Raw genomic sequence first — 20,520 nt, forward strand, 5'->3', positions numbered from 1 at the left:
GGAAGGGGCGAGAGGCGTGAGCATACTTCGTCAATGCTTAACAAATTGTGAAACTCACACGAGTCGTCGCGACCAGCGCTGATCCGGCGCCTCAAACCCCGGATTGACCAGCGCCGTCAGCACATGATCCTGCCAGCGCCCGGCAATGTTCAGGTACGCCTTGGCGTAGCCTTCTTTCTCGAACCCAAGACGCTCAAGCAACCGCGCACTGCGTTCATTGCCGGGAATGTAGTTGGCCATGATCCGGTGCAGGTTCTGGGCCTCGAACATGTACGCGATGGCGGACTCCAGCGCCTCCTGCATCAGACCCTGACCCTGATGGGCTGCATCGATGTGATAACCCAGATAACTCGCCTGGAACGCGCCACGAATGATCCCGCTGAAATTGCAGGCGCCGATCATTTGCTGGCCGTCCGGAGTCAGCAACGCCATATGCACCGCCAGTCCGGCGTCGAAGGCGCTGGCCTGGACTTCAAGGCGTCGGCGGATCTGTTCGGTGGAGAAGTAGTCGGTGGTGCGGATCGGTGACCACGGGGCGAGATGACGCTGGTTGCGTTGGTAGAAATCACTTTCCAGAGACGCCTGATCAGGGTCGAGCACGGCGAGCGTCAGGCGTTGGCAGGGGAGGGTCAACAGCGGCATTGGGGGCTCCGGGGATCGGGGTTGATCGCCAGAATTGCGTGGTGGGCGGGAAAACACAAACGCGTGGCTAAAACCCGGGCAAAAAAAAGCCCGCAGGAGAGCGGGCGAACCGTAGTTTCTTGAATGAGCGAGCGGACTTTACAGCTTTGGCGGAAGCGGAGCAGTGAAGAAAAATTCATCTCGCTGCACCTTCGTTCAAGACGCCAGGTCCCCTGATTTCGGCTCTTTCAAGAGGGTCAGTGGCAGATAACCGGCTTCGAATCGGCCGCCTGCTGCAATGGATCAAGCTTGCTCAGGGCGCTGCTGACCAGCATCTCCGCCAACCCCGCCAACTGATGCATCGCAACGATCCGCGCCCGTTGCACCTCATCCGGTCGGTGGACGAGATCATGCGCCATCATATTGAGCGCCGCGAGGTTCTGGCTGGCGTGGGTCAACAGAGTGACCAGGTCGGCGTCGGGACGCACGCTGAAGATCTGATCGACCGGAAGAAGCCGGGAATTGCGCCTGCGGGCAACGGTAATGGGACGTTCGGAAGTCGAGATCGTCCTGGACTCGGCAACCGGGGGATTTTCGGATGGATCGGGGGTGTCTTTTTTCATGACCGGACTCCATGTGAGGGGTGATCCTTGCGCTTCGGCGTCAGTGCCGTTCACCTACGTGCAACGAAGACCGGAGAGTAACGTTGCATAACGGGGGGCACCAGTTCATGAAAGTCGACGCGTGTTGAGGGAAATTTCCTAGGACGATGGCAGGAAGGATCTAAGTTCACTCATCGTCAGCGTGTGCTTGAAGTGGTGTTCCCACAGCCGCACACCCAGCCCACCCGAACGATCCAGCGGAGAACCCACGGTGAGATCGGTCTGCAACGTCGGCTGGAACCCTGCATCAAACAACGCAAAACCGGCGGCGAGGCAACAAGTCTCGGTCTGCAGACCACAAACCAACACACGATCCAGGCTCAGGCCTTCCAGATAATCGATCGTGTCCATCGACGGCACATAACCGTGTTTGATGAAAATGCGATCCGCAGCGATCAGGCTTTCATCGTCCGCCGCCGGGTGCCAGCCAAGCTGGCGCTGGAACGGTGTGCGGGTTTCATCATGGCGCTCGACCGTGGCGACGCTGGGCAGTTTGCCGATGAGCGACCGGATGCCTTCGACCAGCCATTGCGGCGGGGAAAAGCAGGGCTGTACGTCGATGATCAGCAGTGCCTGGCGCATGAGCACTCCGGATATAAGTCCCCAGATGCAACAAGGCCCGCACTTGGCGGGCCTTGTCGTTGAGAGTTGGTGGGCCGGGGTAAGTTGAACTGCTGCTGTATATATATGATTTGTATGAATAATAGTTAGCATGTTTTGTTTGTGGAATACCGATTGGAATACGGTTTTAGTGAAAACTGCTCTGTTCAGGTTTTCTCTATGAGTCAATGTCATGAAGGAAAATTCGGAGTAGTAAATTTTTCGCCTCTATTTTTCTTCTCAAGATGCTTTGTGCAACCTGGCATAGGTGGGGCAGAAGCGGTCAGGAGAGGGAGTTCAAGAAGGCAAGTAGGTATGCCTGCTCGGCTAGACACCTGTAATAGCATTGGGCTACTTTGGCGGCTTGTGCATCGACAACAGGCCACTACGCCTCGGTAGGGATACGGTTATGATCACTGAGCTTCAAGCCAGCAAGTCCTGCTATTTCTACAAACAAAGCGCCCCTCTCACAGCTAAAGCAGTTAATCAGCTTTTTCGAGCGGTGCGGCAAGGTCAGATTACCCCTTCTAATAACCATTTTTGCTACGTCCGCCAGCCGCATGGTGACGCCCTTTGGTCGGCTGTATGTTTCCAGTTTGATCGTAAGCCAGCCTTCTTGGCCGATACCACCAAAGTGTTTGAAAAGGTGAGTGGCTACTTGCTGATTGTCGAGTACAGCGATCACATTGCGGTGTTCAAATCCCAACTGGATCTCACCCCGGCGTTTGTCAAAGCGCATCTCTTACGTATCAATGCTCAGGATATCGATACCGGGATAACCACCGAGAGCTCTGTATTCGGTCGCGTTCGGCTCCGGCATATGACGACCTCTAGACTAGCCCTGCGAGGGAAGACGCTTGAAGGGGAGAACCTTCTGAACAATGTTGGATTGACTTCATCCAGCCGTTTCGCGCCGCTCGGGTACAGCTTCCGCCACGACGGAGAGCATTTCTCCACCACCCCACGGACGGGACGCATTTCCCAGCGGTCTGACCGATCTGGCCATGAGCATCTGGTGGATTTTGCCACCGCAATTATCGACCAGATCACGGCCAATGCCGGCGCCGATTCTTCAGCCTTCCTGAGCACCTTTGCCCGACCTTTAGAGCTATCCCAACTCAGTGCACTGCCGACACAATTTGCGGTAGACACTGCACTCTTGCAGGAGAGCATTTTTGATGATGCCTCCGTACGATTCGTAAAGCCGAACGGTGCGGGCTATCGGGAGCTGGGACGCGTAGAGGTTGAAGCCATCATTCAGGATCTGACGCATGTTCTTACTGTTGAGCAGGCAGGGGGAAGGCGTTGCTGAAGCATCCTGTGACAGGAGATGAGGTTGGCGGAATCGCGCTGAACAAAACTCGAATCGCATTGAGGAGCCTGGACGTCCCTTCGATCTCGGACGTCTCTGTCGAGAGTACACAGTATGTACTGGGAACAGATGAAAACCGCCTGCCGCTTAGACGCTTCATCGATCAAAACGACGCCTTCATTGTGTTGTTCGATCAACCTCAGTACGCCTATATCGACGGAAGCGTGTACCAGGACGACTCCCTCACGAGCGGAGGGGCTACTTTCTTGGGTTACCTATTCGCAAGTGAAGAGCTTGCTCACGTCACGGGTGAGAAAGGGACGTTCTCGGCAGCGCATACGACATTTGATGATACTTCAACCTTTGGGGCAATTCTTGGCCCTATTGCGGCAGAGGATGATGTCATCGTGTGTGACGATCTCAACGAAGAATGGGCTGACTTCATCGGATTCAGAACAGACCCAGCTTCCCCTCGGATCACCTTTTATCATGCCAAGCATGGGGCGCTTTCACTGGGTGCCAGCCCGTTCCATATTTCGGTCAGCCAGGCGCTGAAAAACCTGGGAAACCTGGCACTTCCAGAACCGAAAATGGCAGCGAAATTTGGGGTATGGGACCGCTGTTACAACAACGACAGACAAAGAACTAGGATCCAGCGAGTCTGTAGAGGGACCATGGCCGCCGTCCAAGCCGCTGTTACCCAGTGTCGTAGTGCTCCGCATACCATGAAGAGGGTAGCGATTGTGACGTCATCGCTCAGCAAGGCTGCCGTAGCGGCAGAATTTGACAGGATGAACGTCGGAGGACGGGTTGACCCTTATTTTGTGCAGCTCTATTGGCTCCTCTCGTCTTACTTTGCCGCGTGTGCTGAGGTAGGGGCTTTCGGTTGTGTGATTTGCCAAGAGTGATCCCAGAGAAACTCGAGGCGAGGTGGCCGTTGCCCTTTTTTATTAGTCTGGGTCTTGATCGCCTAATGGGGGAGCCAGCTTTTTTGGTAGTAGGATGTAATTTGTTTCAACGTGAGTATGAGCTTGGTTTAGGAAAACCGCCTCTAATAACGGCCACTATAATCAGAATAATTGATTGGCCTGATTGATGGGCAAAGACTTTTATATCGTCTTCGATAACTCCGATGGGGGTCAATTTCTCAGAGGTTTCAAGTACGGAAAGTATAGCGATCCGTTTGCCAAACCCAATTGCATATGCGGCCGCTTGTTCAAAATATTTCGAAAAGTGTTCTGGCAGTAAAGCTTTCTTGTGCTCCACCTTCAATTCCAGAGGAATGCTGTGAAAGCTCAGGTCGGTTATACCTCCAGCGGCTTCGCCATGAGCTTGAAGGCTTTCTCCAATATCGCTGCGGTTTCGCAGCATTTCGGTCGCCTTGCTTTGAAAAGCACGCTCAGAAGTCCCAGTCTCAAAGATTGCATCTCTCAGGGCTTGGCCAGCAATGTTCCCAATCCCTGAAAGTAAAACCATAGCGTTGGAAATGTCGTCAGGGTTAATCCCAGGTTGGCTTCTTAACTCGTTCCTTATTTTAAGAAGATATTGGTCGATATTTGAGAAACCGGTAAGCGGGTTGGCTACAACATCGCAGCCTTCTAGCAAAAGTCGTCTATGGCCTATCGTAGTGACCTTTTGCCGACCATTTATTTGGTCAAACTCAGCTGCGTAGAGAAACTCATAGGGCCGTGAGCCAAATGAGTGTGCGACTTCTAAAACTGCTCGACCAGTCGCCGTAAATGTGAATGGGTGTACGCCATCAGGTTTCGAGAATCTAAAGCTCGGAAGCCAATTTCTCTCTCTTGAGTCCATTGTCACTGGAGAGAGAGAAAGTGAGTGTGCGTCGTTTGGCCAATTCGACACTCTGACCTCAATGGCCAGATCGTATGATATTCCTGGTTTCAAATAATTCCAGTTTTTTGCAGGTTGGCCATCGATATCAAATTTTAGAAAGGCGATCGTGGAATCGAGATTTTCAGCGGGTTGATCTGGTAGTTTAGTGTGTGAAATCGATAAGCCGCTGCTCCGGCTTTTCAAAAAAAGCGGTAGAGGGAGAGGCCAGTTGAGCAAATCTTTCTGTATGGCAAATAAGTCGCTTGGATTGACAAGGTTCTCCACTGTGGAAAAGAATTTTAGTAACCGGTCATTCATTGTGAAACTTAAACTGCGATCTATATCGGAAACGTGAAGCTTCGCTGACTGCAAGAAACGTTGGGAGTCAGGTGCCGCAACGCGAATACTGTGTCGCCACTCTGCTAACAGTATGAATATTGTAGCCGCAGTGCAATGAGCCTTGTAATCGTCCACTATGTCTGAGGATGTGAATGTTGCAAGATTGTCTTGCAGCTTGGTACAGGCCGTATTTAATTCGGAGAATTCTCTGTGTGTTGGCAGTAGAATATCTTCAAGTGCCGACCAGATTTCAATTCTCAAAGAAAAAATCTGGTGGAAAATTTCTAGTTTTGGCTCTTGCCTCATTCTCTTTCTCCAGGTCAGATGTTAGCTTTTTCCAGTTGCTGAACAATTCTTTGTTGGTGATTCCGCTTTTGATGGTTTTTTCAATGCGGCTGGATGTGGAAACTAAACTAGCTTGTAGTAGCCAATGTGTAGCTCTGTCTTCATTAGGAATGTTTTCTGTTATTTTTAATAGGCAGCCCTCAGCAAGTTCCTGTAGTCCGGCCCTGCTTAGTGAGGCGATATACAGCAAAGCCTCGCTGAAGTTTGTTGGGTTGGAGAGGTCAAGTTTGTTGAATGCTGAAATTAAATCGTCTGAACAGTTCCTGAGTTCGTTTTTGCTCGCGCGTAGTATAATGGCAGAAGCGGAATCGATAGAGATAGATCGGATATAATTATCTTGAATTGCTTTAGTCGCGACCTTTGTAAAATTCGGAGCGTTTTTTAAGCTGCGCCCTAGGTGTTCGATTGCGCGGTATAGTGCGCCCTGTTCAAGCCTTAAAGTAACTTCTGATAAAAACTTGCCCGTTGATCCCTCTATTTGTTCTGCTGATATGCCAGTGGATATCAGTGTTTCAATGCAGTCTACCGTGAACTCATCCTGTTTGTTTGTATTTGAATAGTGGAGGATTAAGCTCCAAAGCTTATTTTGTATTATGGAAGAGTGTTCTTTGGGTAAGGGGTTGTGTCGTAAGGTGCGAACGGCAGCCTTGTGGACAATTATATAAGGGTCTGTTAAGAGAACGGCCACTGATTCTATGAAGAGATTAGGAAAGTTTTCGATTAATTTTCTTGGGACTTTCTCCCATGCCTCAATGGCGGAGGCCCGGATGAAGCTATGTTCGTCCAAAATCGCGCGGTACCAATCTGATAGTATAAGATTTATACTTTGCACATCCGTGAGGAGTAAAGAGATAGCGCCGATCATCTTTCCGCGTAATAGAATTTGGTCGTTGGGCAAACCTCGGTAAAGCCGCAAAAAGTCTTCGATGCCTTCGACACCTTTATAGTTTGCGCCTTTCGCTGCCCAACTGATTAATGCTCCTTGTAACCTATCAATTGCCGAAAGTTTGTTCCTTTTGTCTATTTCAGAGAATAGATTTTCGGGAACATCAACAAGTCCTTTTTCTCGTTCGTCATCATGTATTCTTCCCAGCGTGGCAGCGGCCCCAATCATGTCGTCGAAGTGAAAAGCGGCCAGCTCTTCAAAACGCTCTCGCGGATTAAGAAAGAAATGGGCTGCTTCACTTCCTGAGTCTGTAGGGCTTTGAACAGCGCTCCATAGTAGCCTTCTGAATGCTATTCGTTGTGCCTGGCCGATACGTGGAGCTTCATCATAGGGTTGATTAAGAACTGAGTAGTAGACTTTGCAGTATTCTTTCCGCCCTATTTCGTCATTGTCTGCGAGATAGGACTCAAGAAGCAGGTCGGTACTGGCTGGAGAAAATTCTAGAAGTTTTTCTGCAGCCTTCCGTAAATAATAAATGGTTGCGCTGTCTTTCCTCTCGTTAGGGAATAATGTTCGCCTGCGCATAAGTTTCGAAATGACCGTTCTTGCATGCAGCAAGAGTAAGTCATTATCGTTGGTGGCAAGTATAATCTCTAAGGCATCCTGCACCGCGTCCGATCTTGGATCACTTAATAACTCTTTTATTTTTGAGCTGATTTCTGTTGATTTGGATGCGAAAAGTTGACGAATAGGTCTGCTGTCGAGGCTTTCTCGCACTACGGATCCGAATATTTGTCCAGGGGGAGCACCTAAGGCTAGTGTTGCAAAACGGCGTACTATCATTGGGAGATCCGTTGAGGGGATCGCCTCAGATTTAGACAGAACAATATCAACGGCATAGGTTGACATTTCACCCGCTTTTATCAATCGGATAGCGATTAGGAGCCGCTCCTCGTCTTCCAGCGAGGCTTTGAGTAATGCTTTACCTGCTGAAATTGAATAAGGTAAGTTTCCACATAAGACATCGGGTAGTACATGTAGGATGATATTTCTAGTGAAGGTCTCAGGTGCTAGCTTTGCAAGCTGTTCGAGGCGAGGATCTTCGCTATCGATTGAGTCCTGATCAAGTTCGTCCAGCAGGTCAAGGACGAAGCTTTCTTCTAATGAGGACTCGTGACGTAGTTTTGCCCGTGCTTGGCGTCTAAGATCTTGGTTTTGTTTTCTTAAATTTTCTTCTTTCTCACGTTCTTTTTTTCGGAGATCAGCAGCTTGTTCCCTTGGTCCAATGAAGGCAGATATGTTGGGGAGCCCTACGTGAACACGTTTTGTACACCCTTTGCAGTTATTTATGTAGAAGTCATAAGCAGCATCTTCTAGTCGCCAACTTTGCATTGAGTGCGATTTGGAGTATTTGCATTGCATGCCCATGTGACCAATAGGGAGGTTGGTCATTTCTTCTATCATCCCCCTGCCACCACTCCTTGTGATTTCGGCGTGGAAACACCAGTTACGTACAAGTGTCATTGCCCGGAGATTGGCCTGGCCTGCTTCTATAGCTCTGCCAATCTCATCGTCGAAGTTTTCCATAGCGATTTCCAGGCCTTTTGTCAGCCTCGGTTGGTTGGCAACCCTCTACTTTCTCGTGATGTGGCACAGGAAAAAACGCGGGGGGCTCGGTGTTTCTTCAGTAGCAAGATAATATCCCAACGCTGGGGACCAATGGAACGTCCAGGATATGTAGATCACATGGTGATGCGCAAAGCCGGCTTACCCATTCGGTGCCAGATCAAAATGGCGGTGAGTTGATAGTAATATCGAGTAGCCTCGGAGCGATCCTTCAAGTAGTGAGCCAGGAACCAACGCACATGTTTGCATTGCCAGGTCAAGGGTTTTCGCGCTGCCATTGCTGCTGGATGGCAGCTTGCATGATTCGAGCTTGGCGTAGGTGTCGTCGCTGTGTGATCTGCGAGCCGGTCAGGGCACCACTCAGAAACATCTCCATTTCGAAGGGCTTGGTCACGTTCTTCCTCCTACATAGGCCGAAACCACATCAATTCGGTTATGCCCAAGCTCAATGCTGATTTGCCGTCGTGCCTTCTGATCAAGACCGCGGTCAATGCGATAGCATCGGCCACCATTGATGGGCGCGGGGTGGCCCGTGAGCTGTGTGTAACGTTCGCAGGCGTACGCTGCTCGCAATTCATGAAACCCCTTCAACCCTTGTTCCTGAAGTAATTCACGAGCAGGGCGCGCTGTCTGTTGCAGGAACTTGGCGTAGCTTTCGTCTCGGGCTAACAAATTGCGGCTGCCGGTCGGCGAGGTATGACAAGCGATCAGCAGCGCCGCCTTCACCTCTTCATTGGCCTCGATCCAGCGCGGTGCCGAAGCCCCGGACCTGCCACCTTTGGTACCGTCCTGAATATTGATGCGACCTAAACACTCAGCCTCACGTTGCAAGCGTGGCAAGTCAGCGAGGACTGCTTCGCGTAGGCGCATGCCGGTTGCGCGGGCCAAGCAGACAATCGCGGCTACGCGGTGGTGCTGCTGTTCGCGAAGCGCTTCAATCACTCGACTCAGTTGTTGGTGGTCTTGGCCATCCGGTGCTCGGGTGCGTACGCTTGATCGCTGCATGCCGAGTGCCTTGCTCGGGCTGGCGATTTTCACGTACTGATCACCTCGTAGCGCAGCGAGGGTGCGGTTGACGCTACTCAGGCGGTTCTGCGCGGTGGCGATGCAGAGTTCGCCTTGCTGGATCTGCTGGCGCAGGTGCGCGGCGTAGCTTTGCAAGGTACTGCGATCTATCTGGCGGGCATCGTTGTAACCTGGGCCGTCCGTAGACCGACACCATTTCACAAACGCCTGCCAGCGATCGCTGTGTGCTATGACCGTGGCGAAGTGGCCGCCCGCAAACATATCTTTCAGTGCCTGCGGGCCGGCATAGCTCAATTGGCGGCCGTAGCCAAAGTTTCGCCCATCACGCCGACCGACCAACGCCATCTGCGTCACCGTTTTCATTGTCTTGCAGAAAGTGCAGCACGGCTTTCCAGTGGGTGCTGATCTTGTCCACCTGTTGCCAGTGTGTGGGGCGAATTAGCAGGGCATTTTGCTGGTGCCGCAGCATGACCCCTTCTTCGCGCAACTGCTGGATAAGCAGGTCGATGTCGGCGGAACCTAAGGTAGGTGTGGCGACAACGGCGACAGTGACGACAACGCCCGCAGTTGCCGGCCTGGGACCCGGCGACAAGGCGGCGACAGAAGTGGCGACACACCGCAGCGCAGGTCGTGTTTGATGCTGCGCCTGATAACGGCGCACTGCGTCATTGAGGCGGAACATGGCGCACCTCGAAAGTTTTGGCATCGCGACTGTTCAGCCAGTAATGCGTGATCAGCTCGACGAGAAGTGTGGCGGTGTGATGGCTGCTCTTGCGTGCAAAACGAGGGCCGTTGCGATTGAGATCGCGGATAGTGAACTGGGTCCAGCCTTTTTGCGTCAGCCAGCGCATCAGTCGATCCGCTTCCTCGCGTACAGTATTGATTGGCTCTTGTTCGGTCAGGCGTTGGATCTCCGCCAGGTAGTAATCCATCAGTGTTGAGGCGCGTTGAATATGGGCCTCACTCACTACATTGGCATCTTCAATTACCGCGAGCACACCGGCGATGCGCAGCACATTGGCTGCCGCTTTTCCTGCGACGGATTGGACGCCTGCCAGCTCACCGAACTCGCCAGACTGGCATTCGATGGTGTCGTGAATATCAATCCAGGCAGTGCGAGCGCTGGGCGTCAGTTCCAGCCTGGCGGGGTTAAGTGAACCGTCTTTGTGCAGCGACAATGGCTTTTCCAGCAGGGCGGTGATGCGCGTTTGGTAGCGCTGGATCTTGGCATCTCGCGTCAGGTCGACTGCCTTGTATAAGCGCCGACCGACCAGACGTTCGGGCCAGCTGATCAGGCAGCGGCCCAGGATGCCTTGGCCTTTGATCACCGGGTCTTTGAGTAGCTGGTTGGCCAAGTAAGGCTGCAGCATCAAGTGCAGGCTGAGGCGGCGGTCATAGGCGCGCAGGCTTTCTCCGGCCATGGAGCGCGCCCGGTCGATCGGACTGCCATCCCACAGTGTCGACAAGGTGGTGATCGCCTTAAGCAGGTTCTCTTTGCTCATGGTGCTGCTGCCCAAGAACTGGCCACCTTCATCATTGAACAAGCCCATGCTGGGCAAACCATGGCACAGGCTTTTGACCAGAGCCTCAATGGTGGGTTCGGCAATGATCAGTCTCGGCGGGACCGGCTCGGATAGCTCACTGTCTTCCGCGTCCGCGTGTTTCTTTGCGGTTTTGGATTTGGCTGTGATGCTGGTAGCGGCGCGATAGGCTTTGAGTTTTTCCGCATACAAGGTCCACTGCTGTCGTTCCCAGTCACGCGCAGGTTTCAGTGCCAGATGGTCCACCGCGCTTTTTCGATCACCTGAGGACGCGACCGTTAATAGGTAGAGGGACAGCGGATAGGTTCGACCGTCGAGTTGGACATTGGCATGACCCTGGCTCACCAGAGCAGCGCTGGCCAGCACCGATTGCGCGGCCATGGCGCAGGGCACGCCGATCACCTCGGCCAGTCGCTCGACCGTAGGGCCCAACATATTCCCCAGTGCTTCGACCGGGTAGGGCAGTGGCGCCTGCTGGTACTCCAGCAATGGTTGTGGTGGCTCGAACGCTTCGCACAGTTGCATCGCAATTCTCCTAAGATTTTCGATTTCGTCCTCACTCATCCCGCCACGGTTGTTGAGTGTTATCAGGGATCAAGGCCCCTGCGACCTGTGAGGGTTGTCCACTAACGCGGGACTGACGGCTCTTTACGACCGGGAGCTTGGGCATCACATGATCTGGCCTCCTGAGCACTTCCGAGGAAGTGGGCGGGTGGAGGCTGCACTGGCTGACGAGTCCGGTGCCGTGAGATCCTGAGTCGGGTAAAGGCTGCGAGGTGATGACCGGGGCATGCCTGACTGTCAGTCAGGGGCAGTCCATTCCTTGGACTGCGGCACCATCATCGGCATCGCTGTGGCGAGTGAGCATTCGATGTTTGTCACGCCGATTGTCACGAGGGGAGAGCTGCAAAGGCCCGTGCGAGCAGGGCTGCAGCAGTGTGAGATGCGCCCGTCTCTTTTCTGGAGAAAGAGACGGCCGAAGGGTTGCGCAAAAAGTTGGCCGAGCAGGTTCGTTGCTGCAGGGCCTGAGGATTAGCGGGTTGCCGCACTTGGCGGATCGTTAAGTAGGCGTCCATCACTCTGGCGAATGACTGTGCGAGCCTCCGGGCGCGAATCGCACTTTGGGTTGAACCACCGCGTCAGCGGCATGACCTTGAAGGTTCTGGCCATCGTGGGTGCTGCCGATGGCAGCGCTTTGAAGTTTCGTTCTATCGGTCGCAGGGGCATGGGTCAATCGGGGGAGGGCGTCTAGAAGTTTGCCAGGTACATGGCCTGGCCTGCCTTGGAGATCGGTGGCAGTCAGTAGCAAAGTTGCCGTTTGTCGCTTTTATAGTGTTAGCCCCTGAGCATGGGGATGCGAAGCCTCCCCATGCTCAGGGGCTTAGCCGGAGAGGCTAAGAGCAAGGGGAGTTGGCGACTGTCGCCATCAACTTCGGCGGCAGGGATGTAGACGCCGCGCGGTCTGTCGCCAGTGTCGCCGCTGTCGCCGCCTTAACGGATCGGTACTACGTTCCGATCTCTGATTACATTGATCGCGCTGGCCGAGAGATTACCCGTCGACGCCTTTTGAATGTATTCGCTCCACCAAGCCATCATCGGCCGCCGGCGCTCGATGTAGTCAGCTCGGTTGTAGGCGCTCCGCACCTCATCCTTGTCGACGTGGGCCAGCGCGACCTCGATGAGTTCCGGGTCCCAACCATGTTCATTCAAGATGGTACTAGCCATCGACCGCATGCCATGGCTGACCAAGCGGTCCTGGAAGCCCATGCGTTTCAAAGCCATGTTTGAGGTCTGGCTGTTGGCATGAGTGCGTGGGTTTCGGTCTGCCGGGAAAACATATTCCCGATGACCGCTGTGGGACTTGAGTATTTCCAGTAATGCCATTGCTTGACCACTCAACGGGATGCTGTGAGGGCGGCGCTTCTTCATACGCTCAGGTGGGATGGTCCAGATTCGTTTTTCGAAGTCGATGTCCGCCCAGCGAGTGGTTGCCGCCTCGGCAGGGCGAGTCATGGTGTGCAACTGCCATTCGATCAGGCAGCGGGTCGTGCGTTTGATACTGGCATTCGCGATTTCCAGCATGAGCTCGGGGAGCTCTTCGGGCGGAAGCGCGGCCATGTTTTCTTTCTTGGGCTTCTTGAAAACCGCTCGGATGCCGCTGAGTGGGTTGGCGAAGATCAGGCCGGCGTTGACGCCGTAGGTCATGATCTCGTTAAGTCGCTGACTAAGGCGCTTGACCGTCTCCAGGCTGCCTTTCGCTTCGATCGGACGAAGCAATTCGATCACCATCGGCGCAGTGATTTTCGCGAGTGGCGTCGTCTTCAAGTCGGGGAACACGTGCAGCGTGAGCGACCGCCAAATGTCCTCGGCGTAGGCCGGGGTGACCGAGTCTTTCTTGAGTTCAAACCAGGCGGTGGCCACGTTCTCGAAGGTGTGTTCGGTTTCCGCGCGTTTGGCTTCATTCAGCGTATTGCGCTGCACCTTCGGATCGATGCCTTGGGCGAGCAGCTCGCGGGCATCGACTGCCATCTTTCGTGCATTCGCCAGTGACAGGTCGGGGTAGGTCCCAAACCCGATGTTGATGCGCTTCTTGGTCACCGGTTCGCGGTAGTTGAAATTCCACAGCAACGAGCCGTTGCTGCGTACGCGGAGCTGCAAACCATCACCGTCAGTAAGGACGTAATCCTTGGACGCGGGTTTGACTCCCTTGAGCTGTCGATCGGAGAGGCGGAGGTTTTGAGCAGGCATGAGATTGTCCTCAAGCACTGATTCGGTATTCCAAAGATTAGCACCGGGTGAGCTGGAATACCGTCTGGAATACCCGAACGGCTGGAACTCAAAAACGCTCAAAAGACCGAAAAAGCGCTGGAGACCGCATATTTACTGGATCGCAGGCACAAAAAAAGACGTCCGTGGACGTCTTTGATTGATCATTTGGTGGAGCCGGGGGGATTTGAACCCCCGTCCGCCAGTACTCCGCTGTCGGTACTACATGCGTAGCCGTGTCTATTAAGTTAACCCTCAGCGACCCGACGGGCAGGGTGCTTTGGGCGAGTTGTGTAAGTTTTAGCCGCTTCGTCCACAACGTACTGCACGGCGATTCTGTTCTATATGACAATCATTTCGGGTTTACAGACATCCCCTGATGATTGCTGGGCCCGAAGGCACCAGGAGTGCATGTCAGCTGCAATTAAGCAGCGAGAGCAGCACCGTATTGGTCGTCATTGGCAACTATAAGAAGTTGCAACAGTGGATTTACGACTTCTGTTACCAAGTCGGCATGCACCTAGAGTTTCGCAACCGGCGTCGAATCCTAAACGGCCCCGAACTCATTGCCCGGTACATCTGTTCGAGCAACAAGCAAGCGCAGTGTACGCCAAACGGCCCGCCAGGCCAACCCGAAGGTTGGCCGGGCCTGGATCAATTGTTGGTGCCGGTGGATTTGCGCAGTTCCAGAATGGTTTGCGAGGTTTCCGCAACACAGTCATCGATCTTGCCCTGGGCCTTGAGCGCCTGGGCCTTTTGCACGCTGGTTTCAGCACGCTGGCTCAGTTCAGGCGACGATGACAGCTGCCCCTTAGCATTGTTGATGGTCTGGATGTTGGCATCGCACAGGTCGGCAGGCTTGTCTGCAGCAAAGGACGTGGAAGCCATCATCGAGGCAGTAACGAACAGACCTAACAGTACAGAACGTTTCATATGAATCTCCTTGAACTGAGGGATCCCGACTTCGCTGGCCGTCAGGACGGGCAACCGAATGGAGGAAAAGCCCCGATTGTTCGGGGCCTGTTCTGTGGACTGCGCTCGTTCGCAGGGGTTCTATTTTTCTTCAGGTGGCGGTTTCTCGGGGTTTGGCACGGGTTACGCGATCCACCAGATAGACCAGTCCGTGGTAGTCGATGCCGCCATGTTGCGTCAGACCGATCTCACAGGTGCGGCTGGTGGAAACCCCTTCGCTGCAATGTTGCACCGCATCCTTGAGGGTGCGCAGGGAATGGCTGTTCAGCTCCGGTGTGGTGAAGCCCTTGTCGCCGGCAAAGCCGCAGCAATGAATGCCTTCCGGGATCACCACGTTCTTGCTGCACTTGCGCGCCAGGTCGATCAACGCCTGGCTTTCCCCCAGGTGCTGAGTGCTGCATGTCACATGAACAGCAATCGGTGCTTCCTGCGGGATGAACTCCAGTCGGTCGATCAGATGCGTACGGATAAAACGCACAGGGTCATACAGATCCAGGCGAACATTTCCCACATCCTGCACCAGTCGCAAGGTGCAGGGGCTGGTGTCGCAATAGATCGGATCGAGCCCGCCACGGCTGGCGTGCAGCAAGGCGCCGATCAGTTCCTGACGCTTGTGCTCGGCCTGTTCGGCGTAGCCTTTGGAGGCGAACGGCTGGCCGCAGCAGAGGTTGTCCAGATTGTCCGGGAACACCACCTGATAACCGGCCTTTTCCAGCAGGCCACGGGTTTTGTCGTACAGCGACATCTGCTCCTTGTCGCCCGCCGCCGGTCCCATCACACGCGATACGCAGGCCGCCAGATACACCACGCGCGGGCGTTCGTCCGAGACGGTCGGACTGAGGCGAATGGCTTTTTCCGGTTGCGGCATGGCGTTGGTCCACTGCGGCACCTGGCCTTTGGACAGGCGCGTCAGCGTCGCCGACAGCTTCGCCAGGCGCGGCGCCCCCAGCAGCATCCGCGCACCGTTGGCCACGTGCAGGGTGAAGCGCGCCCCTTGCAGGGTGGTGGCGAAATTTCCTTCGATCCAGTTGGCAGCTTTCGTATGCGTGGCGTTGCGGGCGCGGAGCTTTTTCACCAGCTCACCGGTGTTGATGCCTACAGGACAACGTTGCGCACACAACCCGGTCGCGGCGCAGGTGTCGATGCCTTGGTACTCGTAGGCTTTTTCCAGTTCGGTGGTGTCGATCCCGGCGCGTTTTCGCGCCTGAATGTCGCGCCAGATTACGATGCGCTGCCGGGGGCTCAGGGTCAGGCCTTTCGATGGGCAAACCGGCTCGCAGAAACCACATTCGATGCACTTGTCCACAATCTCATCGGCCGCCGGCAGCGGCTTCAGGTGCTTGAGGTGGATCTGCGGATCTTCGCTGAGCACCACGTCCGGGTTGAGAATGCCCTGAGGGTCGAGCAGTCGCTTGAGCTGCCACATCAGTTGATAGGCGTCGCTGCCCCATTCCAGTTCGACAAATGGCGCCATGTTGCGCCCGGTGCCATGTTCGGCCTTCAGCGAACCACCGAACTCCACGGCCACCAGTTGCGCCACGTCGTCCATGAACGTCTGATAGCGTGCGACTTCTTCCGGGCTGTTGAAGCCTTGGGTGAAGACGAAGTGCAGATTGCCTTCCAGCGCGTGTCCGAAAAGGATCGCTTCGTCGTAGTGATGTTTGTCGAACAGCTCGATCAAGCGGTTCACACCGATCGCCAGTTGTTCCACCGGGAAGGTGACGTCTTCGATGATCACCGTGGTGCCGGTCTTGCGCACCGCGCCGACGGCGGGGAAGGTGTCCTTGCGGATCGCCCAGAGGCGGGCGTTCTCAATCGGGTCTTCGGTGAAGTCGACCTGTTTTTCCACCGGGAAGCCGTTGAGCGACGCCATGATCTGCGCCAGTTGCTCTTGCAGCAAAGTGGAAGAGGCAGCGCGGGATTCGATCAACAGTGCGCAGGCGTTGTTCGACAGGTGCTGTACGAAATCCGGCATGCCGGGTTTGTCCTGCACCGAGCGCAGACTGCGGCGGTCAAGCAGTTCCACGGCGGACACCGGTTGGCTTTTCAGCACGGTGACGGCGTTGCAGCAGGTTTCCACGTCGGGGAACACGATCAGCGCCGAGGCCTTGTTCGGGTGGTCGATCACCGTGTCGTAAGTCACTGCGCTGATGAAGCCGAGGGTGCCTTCGGAGCCGACCAGCAAGTGACTCAAGATATCCACAGGCTCATCGAAATCCACCAGGGCGTTGAGCGATAGGCCGGTGGTATTTTTCAGACGATATTTGTGGCGGATTCGCGCGGCGAGTTCGGCATTTGCGCGGGTTTCGCGGCCAAGTGTCGCCAAGCGTTCCAGCAATTCACCGTGGCTCGTGCGAAATGCCGCGACACTGGATGCGTCCTCGGTGTCGAGTCGGGTGCCGTCGGCCAGAACAAGACGAATCCCGGCCAGCGTATGGTATGTGTTTTGCGCGGTGCCGCAGCACATGCCGCTGGCGTTGTTGGCAACGATGCCGCCGATCTTGCAGGCGTTGATCGACGCCGGATCCGGACCGATCTTGCGCCCGAATGGCGCGAGCCAGGCGTTGGCCTGGGCACCGATCACGCCGGGTTGCAGGCGGATCTGCGTGCCTTGCCCTCGAATCTCCCGGGCATTCCAGTTATCCCCAAGCACGATCAGCACCGAATCGCTGATCGCCTGGCCGGAGAGGCTGGTGCCGGCGGCGCGGAAGGTCACCGGGACCTGATCACGCTGGGCCAGTTTCAGCAGCGCCACCACTTCGTCTTCGGACTCGACGCGGATCACCAGTTGCGGAATCAACCGGTAGAAACTGGCATCGGTGCCGAAGGCCAGAGTCGACAATGGATCGTCGAAACGCCGTTCGGCAGGAATCAGTTGTTGCGCATCGCGCAGGAAAGTCGCCGGTAAGGTCATTGGTCCTCCAGGATCAACACCACCAGGTCTTTCGGGCCGTGGGCGCCGTAGGCCAGCACTTGTTCGATGTCGGCGGTTTTCGACGGGCCGGATACCAGCAACGCGTTGGTCGGCATGCCTTGGGTCCACTTGAATTCCTGTTGGACCTGATAGAAGTTGTCGCGGATCTGGCTGGCCTTGAGCAGCGCAAAATGGACTGGCGGTACCAGACTCATCAGCCGTGGCTCTTCGCGGGTCGGCCAGAGAATCAGGCTGCCGGTGGCGGCAATGGCACCGAGGGTGCCGGTGAGGCTGGCCGGGGTGTCGTTGAATAACTCGGCTTTCCAGTCTTCCATCGGCCGGTTGTAGGATTTCAGCGCCGGCAGATCCGGATTATTCGCCCAGTGCTGTGTGATGCGCTGCCCGTGAGGCGTAGTCGGTGCGATCAACAGGCTCGGCAACTGGCGGTCGCGCAGCAATTGCGCCAGCAGCGCCGGCCACGCATCAGCGGACGTCAGATGGATTTCGGTGTGCACCGCTTCCATCAGTTTGCGCAATTGCGGGATCCGCTGTTCGGCGCTGTAGGTGTAAGGCTGGGTCACCAGATCGACATCGAAGTTGTCGGCAATCGGTGTGGTGCCCGTCAGACTTTTACGCAACTTGCCGAGGATGTTTTGCTTGGCGCTCATCAACGGTCTCCTTGTTTGGCCAGGTGTTCGCGAGCCATGTCATGCAGTGAGCGGGCGGCGGGTTTCGGAGCGCTATGGTTCTGCGTCCACGGGCCGACGTTGTTCGGCGCCAGGGCCCGCAGGCGCGTGGCGAAAAACGCAAACAGCCGATACAAAGTCGGCGAGCTGTTGAGCTTCGCCCAGGCGTTCCAGATAAAGCGTTCCTTGCGCGAATACTTGCTGCCCTGGCCGCGCATTACCTGATGCGGTGAGTCCGGAGCTTTGACGTTCTCTTCACGTAGGCGGCGCAGCAGTGCGGGGATAGGAATTTTTACCGGACACACTTCACCGCAGGCGCCGCACAACGAAGACGCGCTCGGGTGATCCGGGACTTTCGCCAGGCCGACCATGTGCGGAGTGATGATTTTGCCGATCGGGCCGGGGTAAACCTCGCCGTAGGTATGGCCACCGACACGGGTGTAGACCGGGCAATGGTTCATGCAGGCGCCGCAGCGGATGCAGTTCAAAGTCTGGCGCAGTTCGCTGTCGGCAAACGCCTGGCTGCGACCGTTATCGAGCAGCACCAGATGCACTTCCTGCGGGCCGTCGAGTTCGTGTTCCTTGCGCGGGCCGGAGATCATGTTGACGTAGGTGGTGATCGGAATGCCCAGCGCCGAGCGGGTCAGCAACGACAGCAGCGGCACCACGTCGCGCAGGTTTTCCACAACCTTTTCGATGCCGGTGACGGCGATGTGCACCGGCGGCACAGTGGTGGTCATGCGCCCGTTGCCTTCGTTTTCCACCAGCAGCAGGGTGCCGGTTTCGGCCACGGCGAAGTTGACGCCGGAGACGCCGATGTCCGCTTCGAAGAATTTCTGCCGCAGGACCCTGCGACCGATCTGAATGAGTTGGTCAACGTCCTTGGTGTATTCCACGCCAAGTTTGTCGTGGAACAAGGACGCGACCTGACCGGCATTCTTGTGGATTGCCGGCATGATTATGTGAGAAGGCTTCTCGTGGTCGAGCTGGACGATGTACTCCCCCATGTCGGACTCCAGACATTCAATGTCCCGAGCCTCGAGGAAATGGTTCATCTCCATCTCTTCGCTGACCATCGATTTGCCCTTGATCACTTGCCGCGCCTCGTGAGCGCGGATGATCGAAAGGACGATGCCATTGGCCTCGTCCACCGTTTCCGCCCAGTGCACTTTCACACCGTTGCGGGTCAGGTTCTGTTCCAGTTGCTCAAGCAGGTCGGGCAACTTGGAGAGCGCGCGGGCACGGATCGCATTGCCCAGTTCACGCAGGTGTTCTCTTTCGTGGGCATCGCTAAAAGCCGCTGCCCGCTTGGTCATCAGTGAATCCATCGCAGTACGGAAGTTGTTCCGCAACTGCTGGTCGCCCAGGGCGTTGTGCGCCCGGGTGCGGAAATCTTCTTCTACGGCCACCGTAGGAATAATCGTGGAAGTGCTCATCGGGCACCTCCGGTTCGTTGCCAGAGGAAGCTCGCCAAATGTTGCCCGCGCAGCGCTTCTTTCTGTTTTTCCAGCGAGCCGTTGATGTTCATCAAGCAGCCGCAATCGGCACTGAGTACCTGATGCGCGCCGGATTCCTTCAACGCCCGGGTCTTGTCGGCCACCATCGCGCCGGAAATGTCTGGCATACGGACGCTGAATGTCCCACCGAAGCCACAGCATTCGCTTTCGTGATCGTGGTTGACCCGTTCCACGTTGCTCAACTGCGCCAACAACTCGCGGCCGTGCAGGTGGGTGTTCATTTCCCGTCGCGCAGAACACGAAGTGTGCAGCGCCACTTTCACCGGCTCGCCGCTGTCCTTGAGCTGCACCTTGCAGACGAACAGCAGGAACTCGGCCAGTTCATAGGTGCGGGCCGCGAGGGCCTGAACCTGTTTCAACGTTTCCGGCTCGTCCTTGAACAAGTCGGCGTAATGCTCGCGAATCATTCCTGCGCAGGAACCTGACGGCACCACCACCGGATAATCCCCGGCAAACAGCGCCAGTTGCGAGCGCGCCACCGTCCGCGCCTGCTCGGTGTAACCCGAGGTGTAGGCCGGTTGTCCGCAGCAGCTCTGCCCTTGCGGGTACTCGACCCGGATGCCTTCGCGCTCCAGCAAGTGGATCGCGTCCATCCCGGCTTCGGGATAAAACAGGTCCACCACGCAAGTGCCGAACAGGTAGACCCGCGACGGTTTCTCACTCGGGTATTGCCGGGGTTCTGGCAGTGGCGGTGCGACGCGAGTGGCGTTGGGCACTGCGTTGTAAAAAAGCTCGCTCATCAGGCGTGTCTCCGGGTGGGCCCGGTTATCCGTCTGTGAGGCTGCCGAATATAGAGCGCATTGCTTTCAGCAGCCTTACAGACCGGGTCGTGAATTGCTGACGCCGGAATCACGAACCGGCGTCGGTTATTTCC

At 55.6% G+C, this 20,520-nt stretch carries 16 protein-coding genes, 1 other RNA gene and 1 pseudogene; 2 read left to right on the forward strand and 16 right to left on the reverse strand.

The genetic code is table 11. The annotated features are described in order from the left end of the window. Positions 1-54: 54 nt before the first annotated feature. The 3 genes from rimJ to R1A29_RS03270 all read right to left on the reverse strand — a co-directional run bounded on the left by rimJ (position 55) and on the right by R1A29_RS03270 (position 1,865). Complete coding sequence (rimJ, locus tag R1A29_RS03260) at positions 55-642, reverse strand: ribosomal protein S5-alanine N-acetyltransferase (protein WP_438300648.1); 588 nt, start codon at positions 640-642, stop codon at positions 55-57. Between the two features lie 236 nt (positions 643-878). Further along, positions 879-1,244, reverse strand: a complete 366-nt coding sequence (locus R1A29_RS03265) for a DUF6124 family protein (RefSeq protein WP_438300649.1) — start codon at positions 1,242-1,244, stop codon at positions 879-881. Positions 1,245-1,382: 138 nt separating this feature from the next. Continuing rightward, on the reverse strand, positions 1,383-1,865 hold the full coding sequence (locus R1A29_RS03270; protein WP_438300650.1) for an isochorismatase family protein: 483 nt from the start codon (positions 1,863-1,865) through the stop codon (positions 1,383-1,385). Positions 1,866-2,292: 427 nt separating this feature from the next. On the opposite strand from R1A29_RS03270, the gene R1A29_RS03275 reads away from it, so the two are divergent. Both R1A29_RS03275 and R1A29_RS03280 read left to right on the forward strand, forming a co-directional pair. Further along, complete coding sequence (locus tag R1A29_RS03275) at positions 2,293-3,195, forward strand: hypothetical protein (protein WP_438300651.1); 903 nt, start codon at positions 2,293-2,295, stop codon at positions 3,193-3,195. Further along, positions 3,189-4,103: a hypothetical protein gene (locus tag R1A29_RS03280; RefSeq protein WP_438300652.1), complete on the forward strand. Its 915-nt coding sequence runs from the start codon at positions 3,189-3,191 to the stop codon at positions 4,101-4,103. Before R1A29_RS03275 ends, R1A29_RS03280 begins: the two co-directional genes overlap by 7 nt. Positions 4,104-4,209: 106 nt before the next feature. Here the strand turns inward: R1A29_RS03280 and R1A29_RS03285 are convergent, their stop codons facing one another. The 13 genes and pseudogenes from R1A29_RS03285 to R1A29_RS03345 all read right to left on the reverse strand — a co-directional run bounded on the left by R1A29_RS03285 (position 4,210) and on the right by R1A29_RS03345 (position 20,386). Continuing rightward, positions 4,210-5,673: a hypothetical protein gene (locus R1A29_RS03285; protein WP_438300653.1), complete on the reverse strand. Its 1,464-nt coding sequence runs from the start codon at positions 5,671-5,673 to the stop codon at positions 4,210-4,212. Next, positions 5,618-8,185 carry a hypothetical protein gene (locus R1A29_RS03290; protein WP_438300654.1) on the reverse strand — a complete coding sequence of 856 codons (2,568 nt, stop codon included), beginning with the start codon at positions 8,183-8,185 and terminating at the stop codon, positions 5,618-5,620. Before R1A29_RS03290 ends, R1A29_RS03285 begins: the two co-directional genes overlap by 56 nt. Before the next feature lie 155 nt (positions 8,186-8,340). Beyond that, positions 8,341-8,618, reverse strand: a pseudogene (locus tag R1A29_RS03295) (hypothetical protein). Continuing rightward, positions 8,615-9,595: an integrase domain-containing protein gene (locus R1A29_RS03300; RefSeq protein WP_438300655.1), complete on the reverse strand. Its 981-nt coding sequence runs from the start codon at positions 9,593-9,595 to the stop codon at positions 8,615-8,617. Before R1A29_RS03300 ends, R1A29_RS03295 begins: the two are co-directional and overlap by 4 nt. Further along, entirely contained in the window at positions 9,573-9,932 is a 360-nt protein-coding gene (locus R1A29_RS03305) for a hypothetical protein (protein ID WP_438300656.1), read from the reverse strand. The genes R1A29_RS03300 and R1A29_RS03305 overlap by 23 nt, the downstream gene beginning before the upstream one ends. After that, on the reverse strand, positions 9,916-11,316 hold the full coding sequence (locus R1A29_RS03310) for a YfjI family protein (RefSeq protein WP_438300657.1): 1,401 nt from the start codon (positions 11,314-11,316) through the stop codon (positions 9,916-9,918). The genes R1A29_RS03305 and R1A29_RS03310 overlap by 17 nt, the downstream gene beginning before the upstream one ends. A gap of 966 nt (positions 11,317-12,282) precedes the next feature. After that, positions 12,283-13,539: an integrase domain-containing protein gene (locus tag R1A29_RS03315; RefSeq protein WP_438300658.1), complete on the reverse strand. Its 1,257-nt coding sequence runs from the start codon at positions 13,537-13,539 to the stop codon at positions 12,283-12,285. Between the two features lie 187 nt (positions 13,540-13,726). Then, positions 13,727-14,116, reverse strand: a transfer-messenger RNA (tmRNA) gene (ssrA, locus tag R1A29_RS03320). A gap of 95 nt (positions 14,117-14,211) precedes the next feature. Beyond that, positions 14,212-14,490: a hypothetical protein gene (locus tag R1A29_RS03325; RefSeq protein WP_085711868.1), complete on the reverse strand. Its 279-nt coding sequence runs from the start codon at positions 14,488-14,490 to the stop codon at positions 14,212-14,214. A gap of 130 nt (positions 14,491-14,620) precedes the next feature. After that, the gene (locus R1A29_RS03330; RefSeq protein WP_438300659.1) at positions 14,621-17,443 is read right to left on the reverse strand and encodes an FAD-binding and (Fe-S)-binding domain-containing protein; all 2,823 of its coding nucleotides are present in this window, start codon (positions 17,441-17,443) and stop codon (positions 14,621-14,623) included. Beyond that, entirely contained in the window at positions 17,440-18,111 is a 672-nt protein-coding gene (locus R1A29_RS03335; protein WP_438300660.1) for a LutC/YkgG family protein, read from the reverse strand. Before R1A29_RS03335 ends, R1A29_RS03330 begins: the two co-directional genes overlap by 4 nt. Beyond that, positions 18,111-19,565, reverse strand: coding sequence for a LutB/LldF family L-lactate oxidation iron-sulfur protein (locus R1A29_RS03340; protein ID WP_438300661.1), 1,455 nt, complete (start codon positions 19,563-19,565; stop codon positions 18,111-18,113). Before R1A29_RS03340 ends, R1A29_RS03335 begins: the two co-directional genes overlap by 1 nt. Further along, on the reverse strand, positions 19,562-20,386 hold the full coding sequence (locus tag R1A29_RS03345; protein WP_305836592.1) for a (Fe-S)-binding protein: 825 nt from the start codon (positions 20,384-20,386) through the stop codon (positions 19,562-19,564). Before R1A29_RS03345 ends, R1A29_RS03340 begins: the two co-directional genes overlap by 4 nt. Positions 20,387-20,520: the final 134 nt, after the last annotated feature.

It is taken from the genome of Pseudomonas sp. NMS19W (genome assembly GCF_051554255.1).
Taxonomy (GTDB): domain Bacteria; phylum Pseudomonadota; class Gammaproteobacteria; order Pseudomonadales; family Pseudomonadaceae; genus Aquipseudomonas; species Aquipseudomonas kribbensis.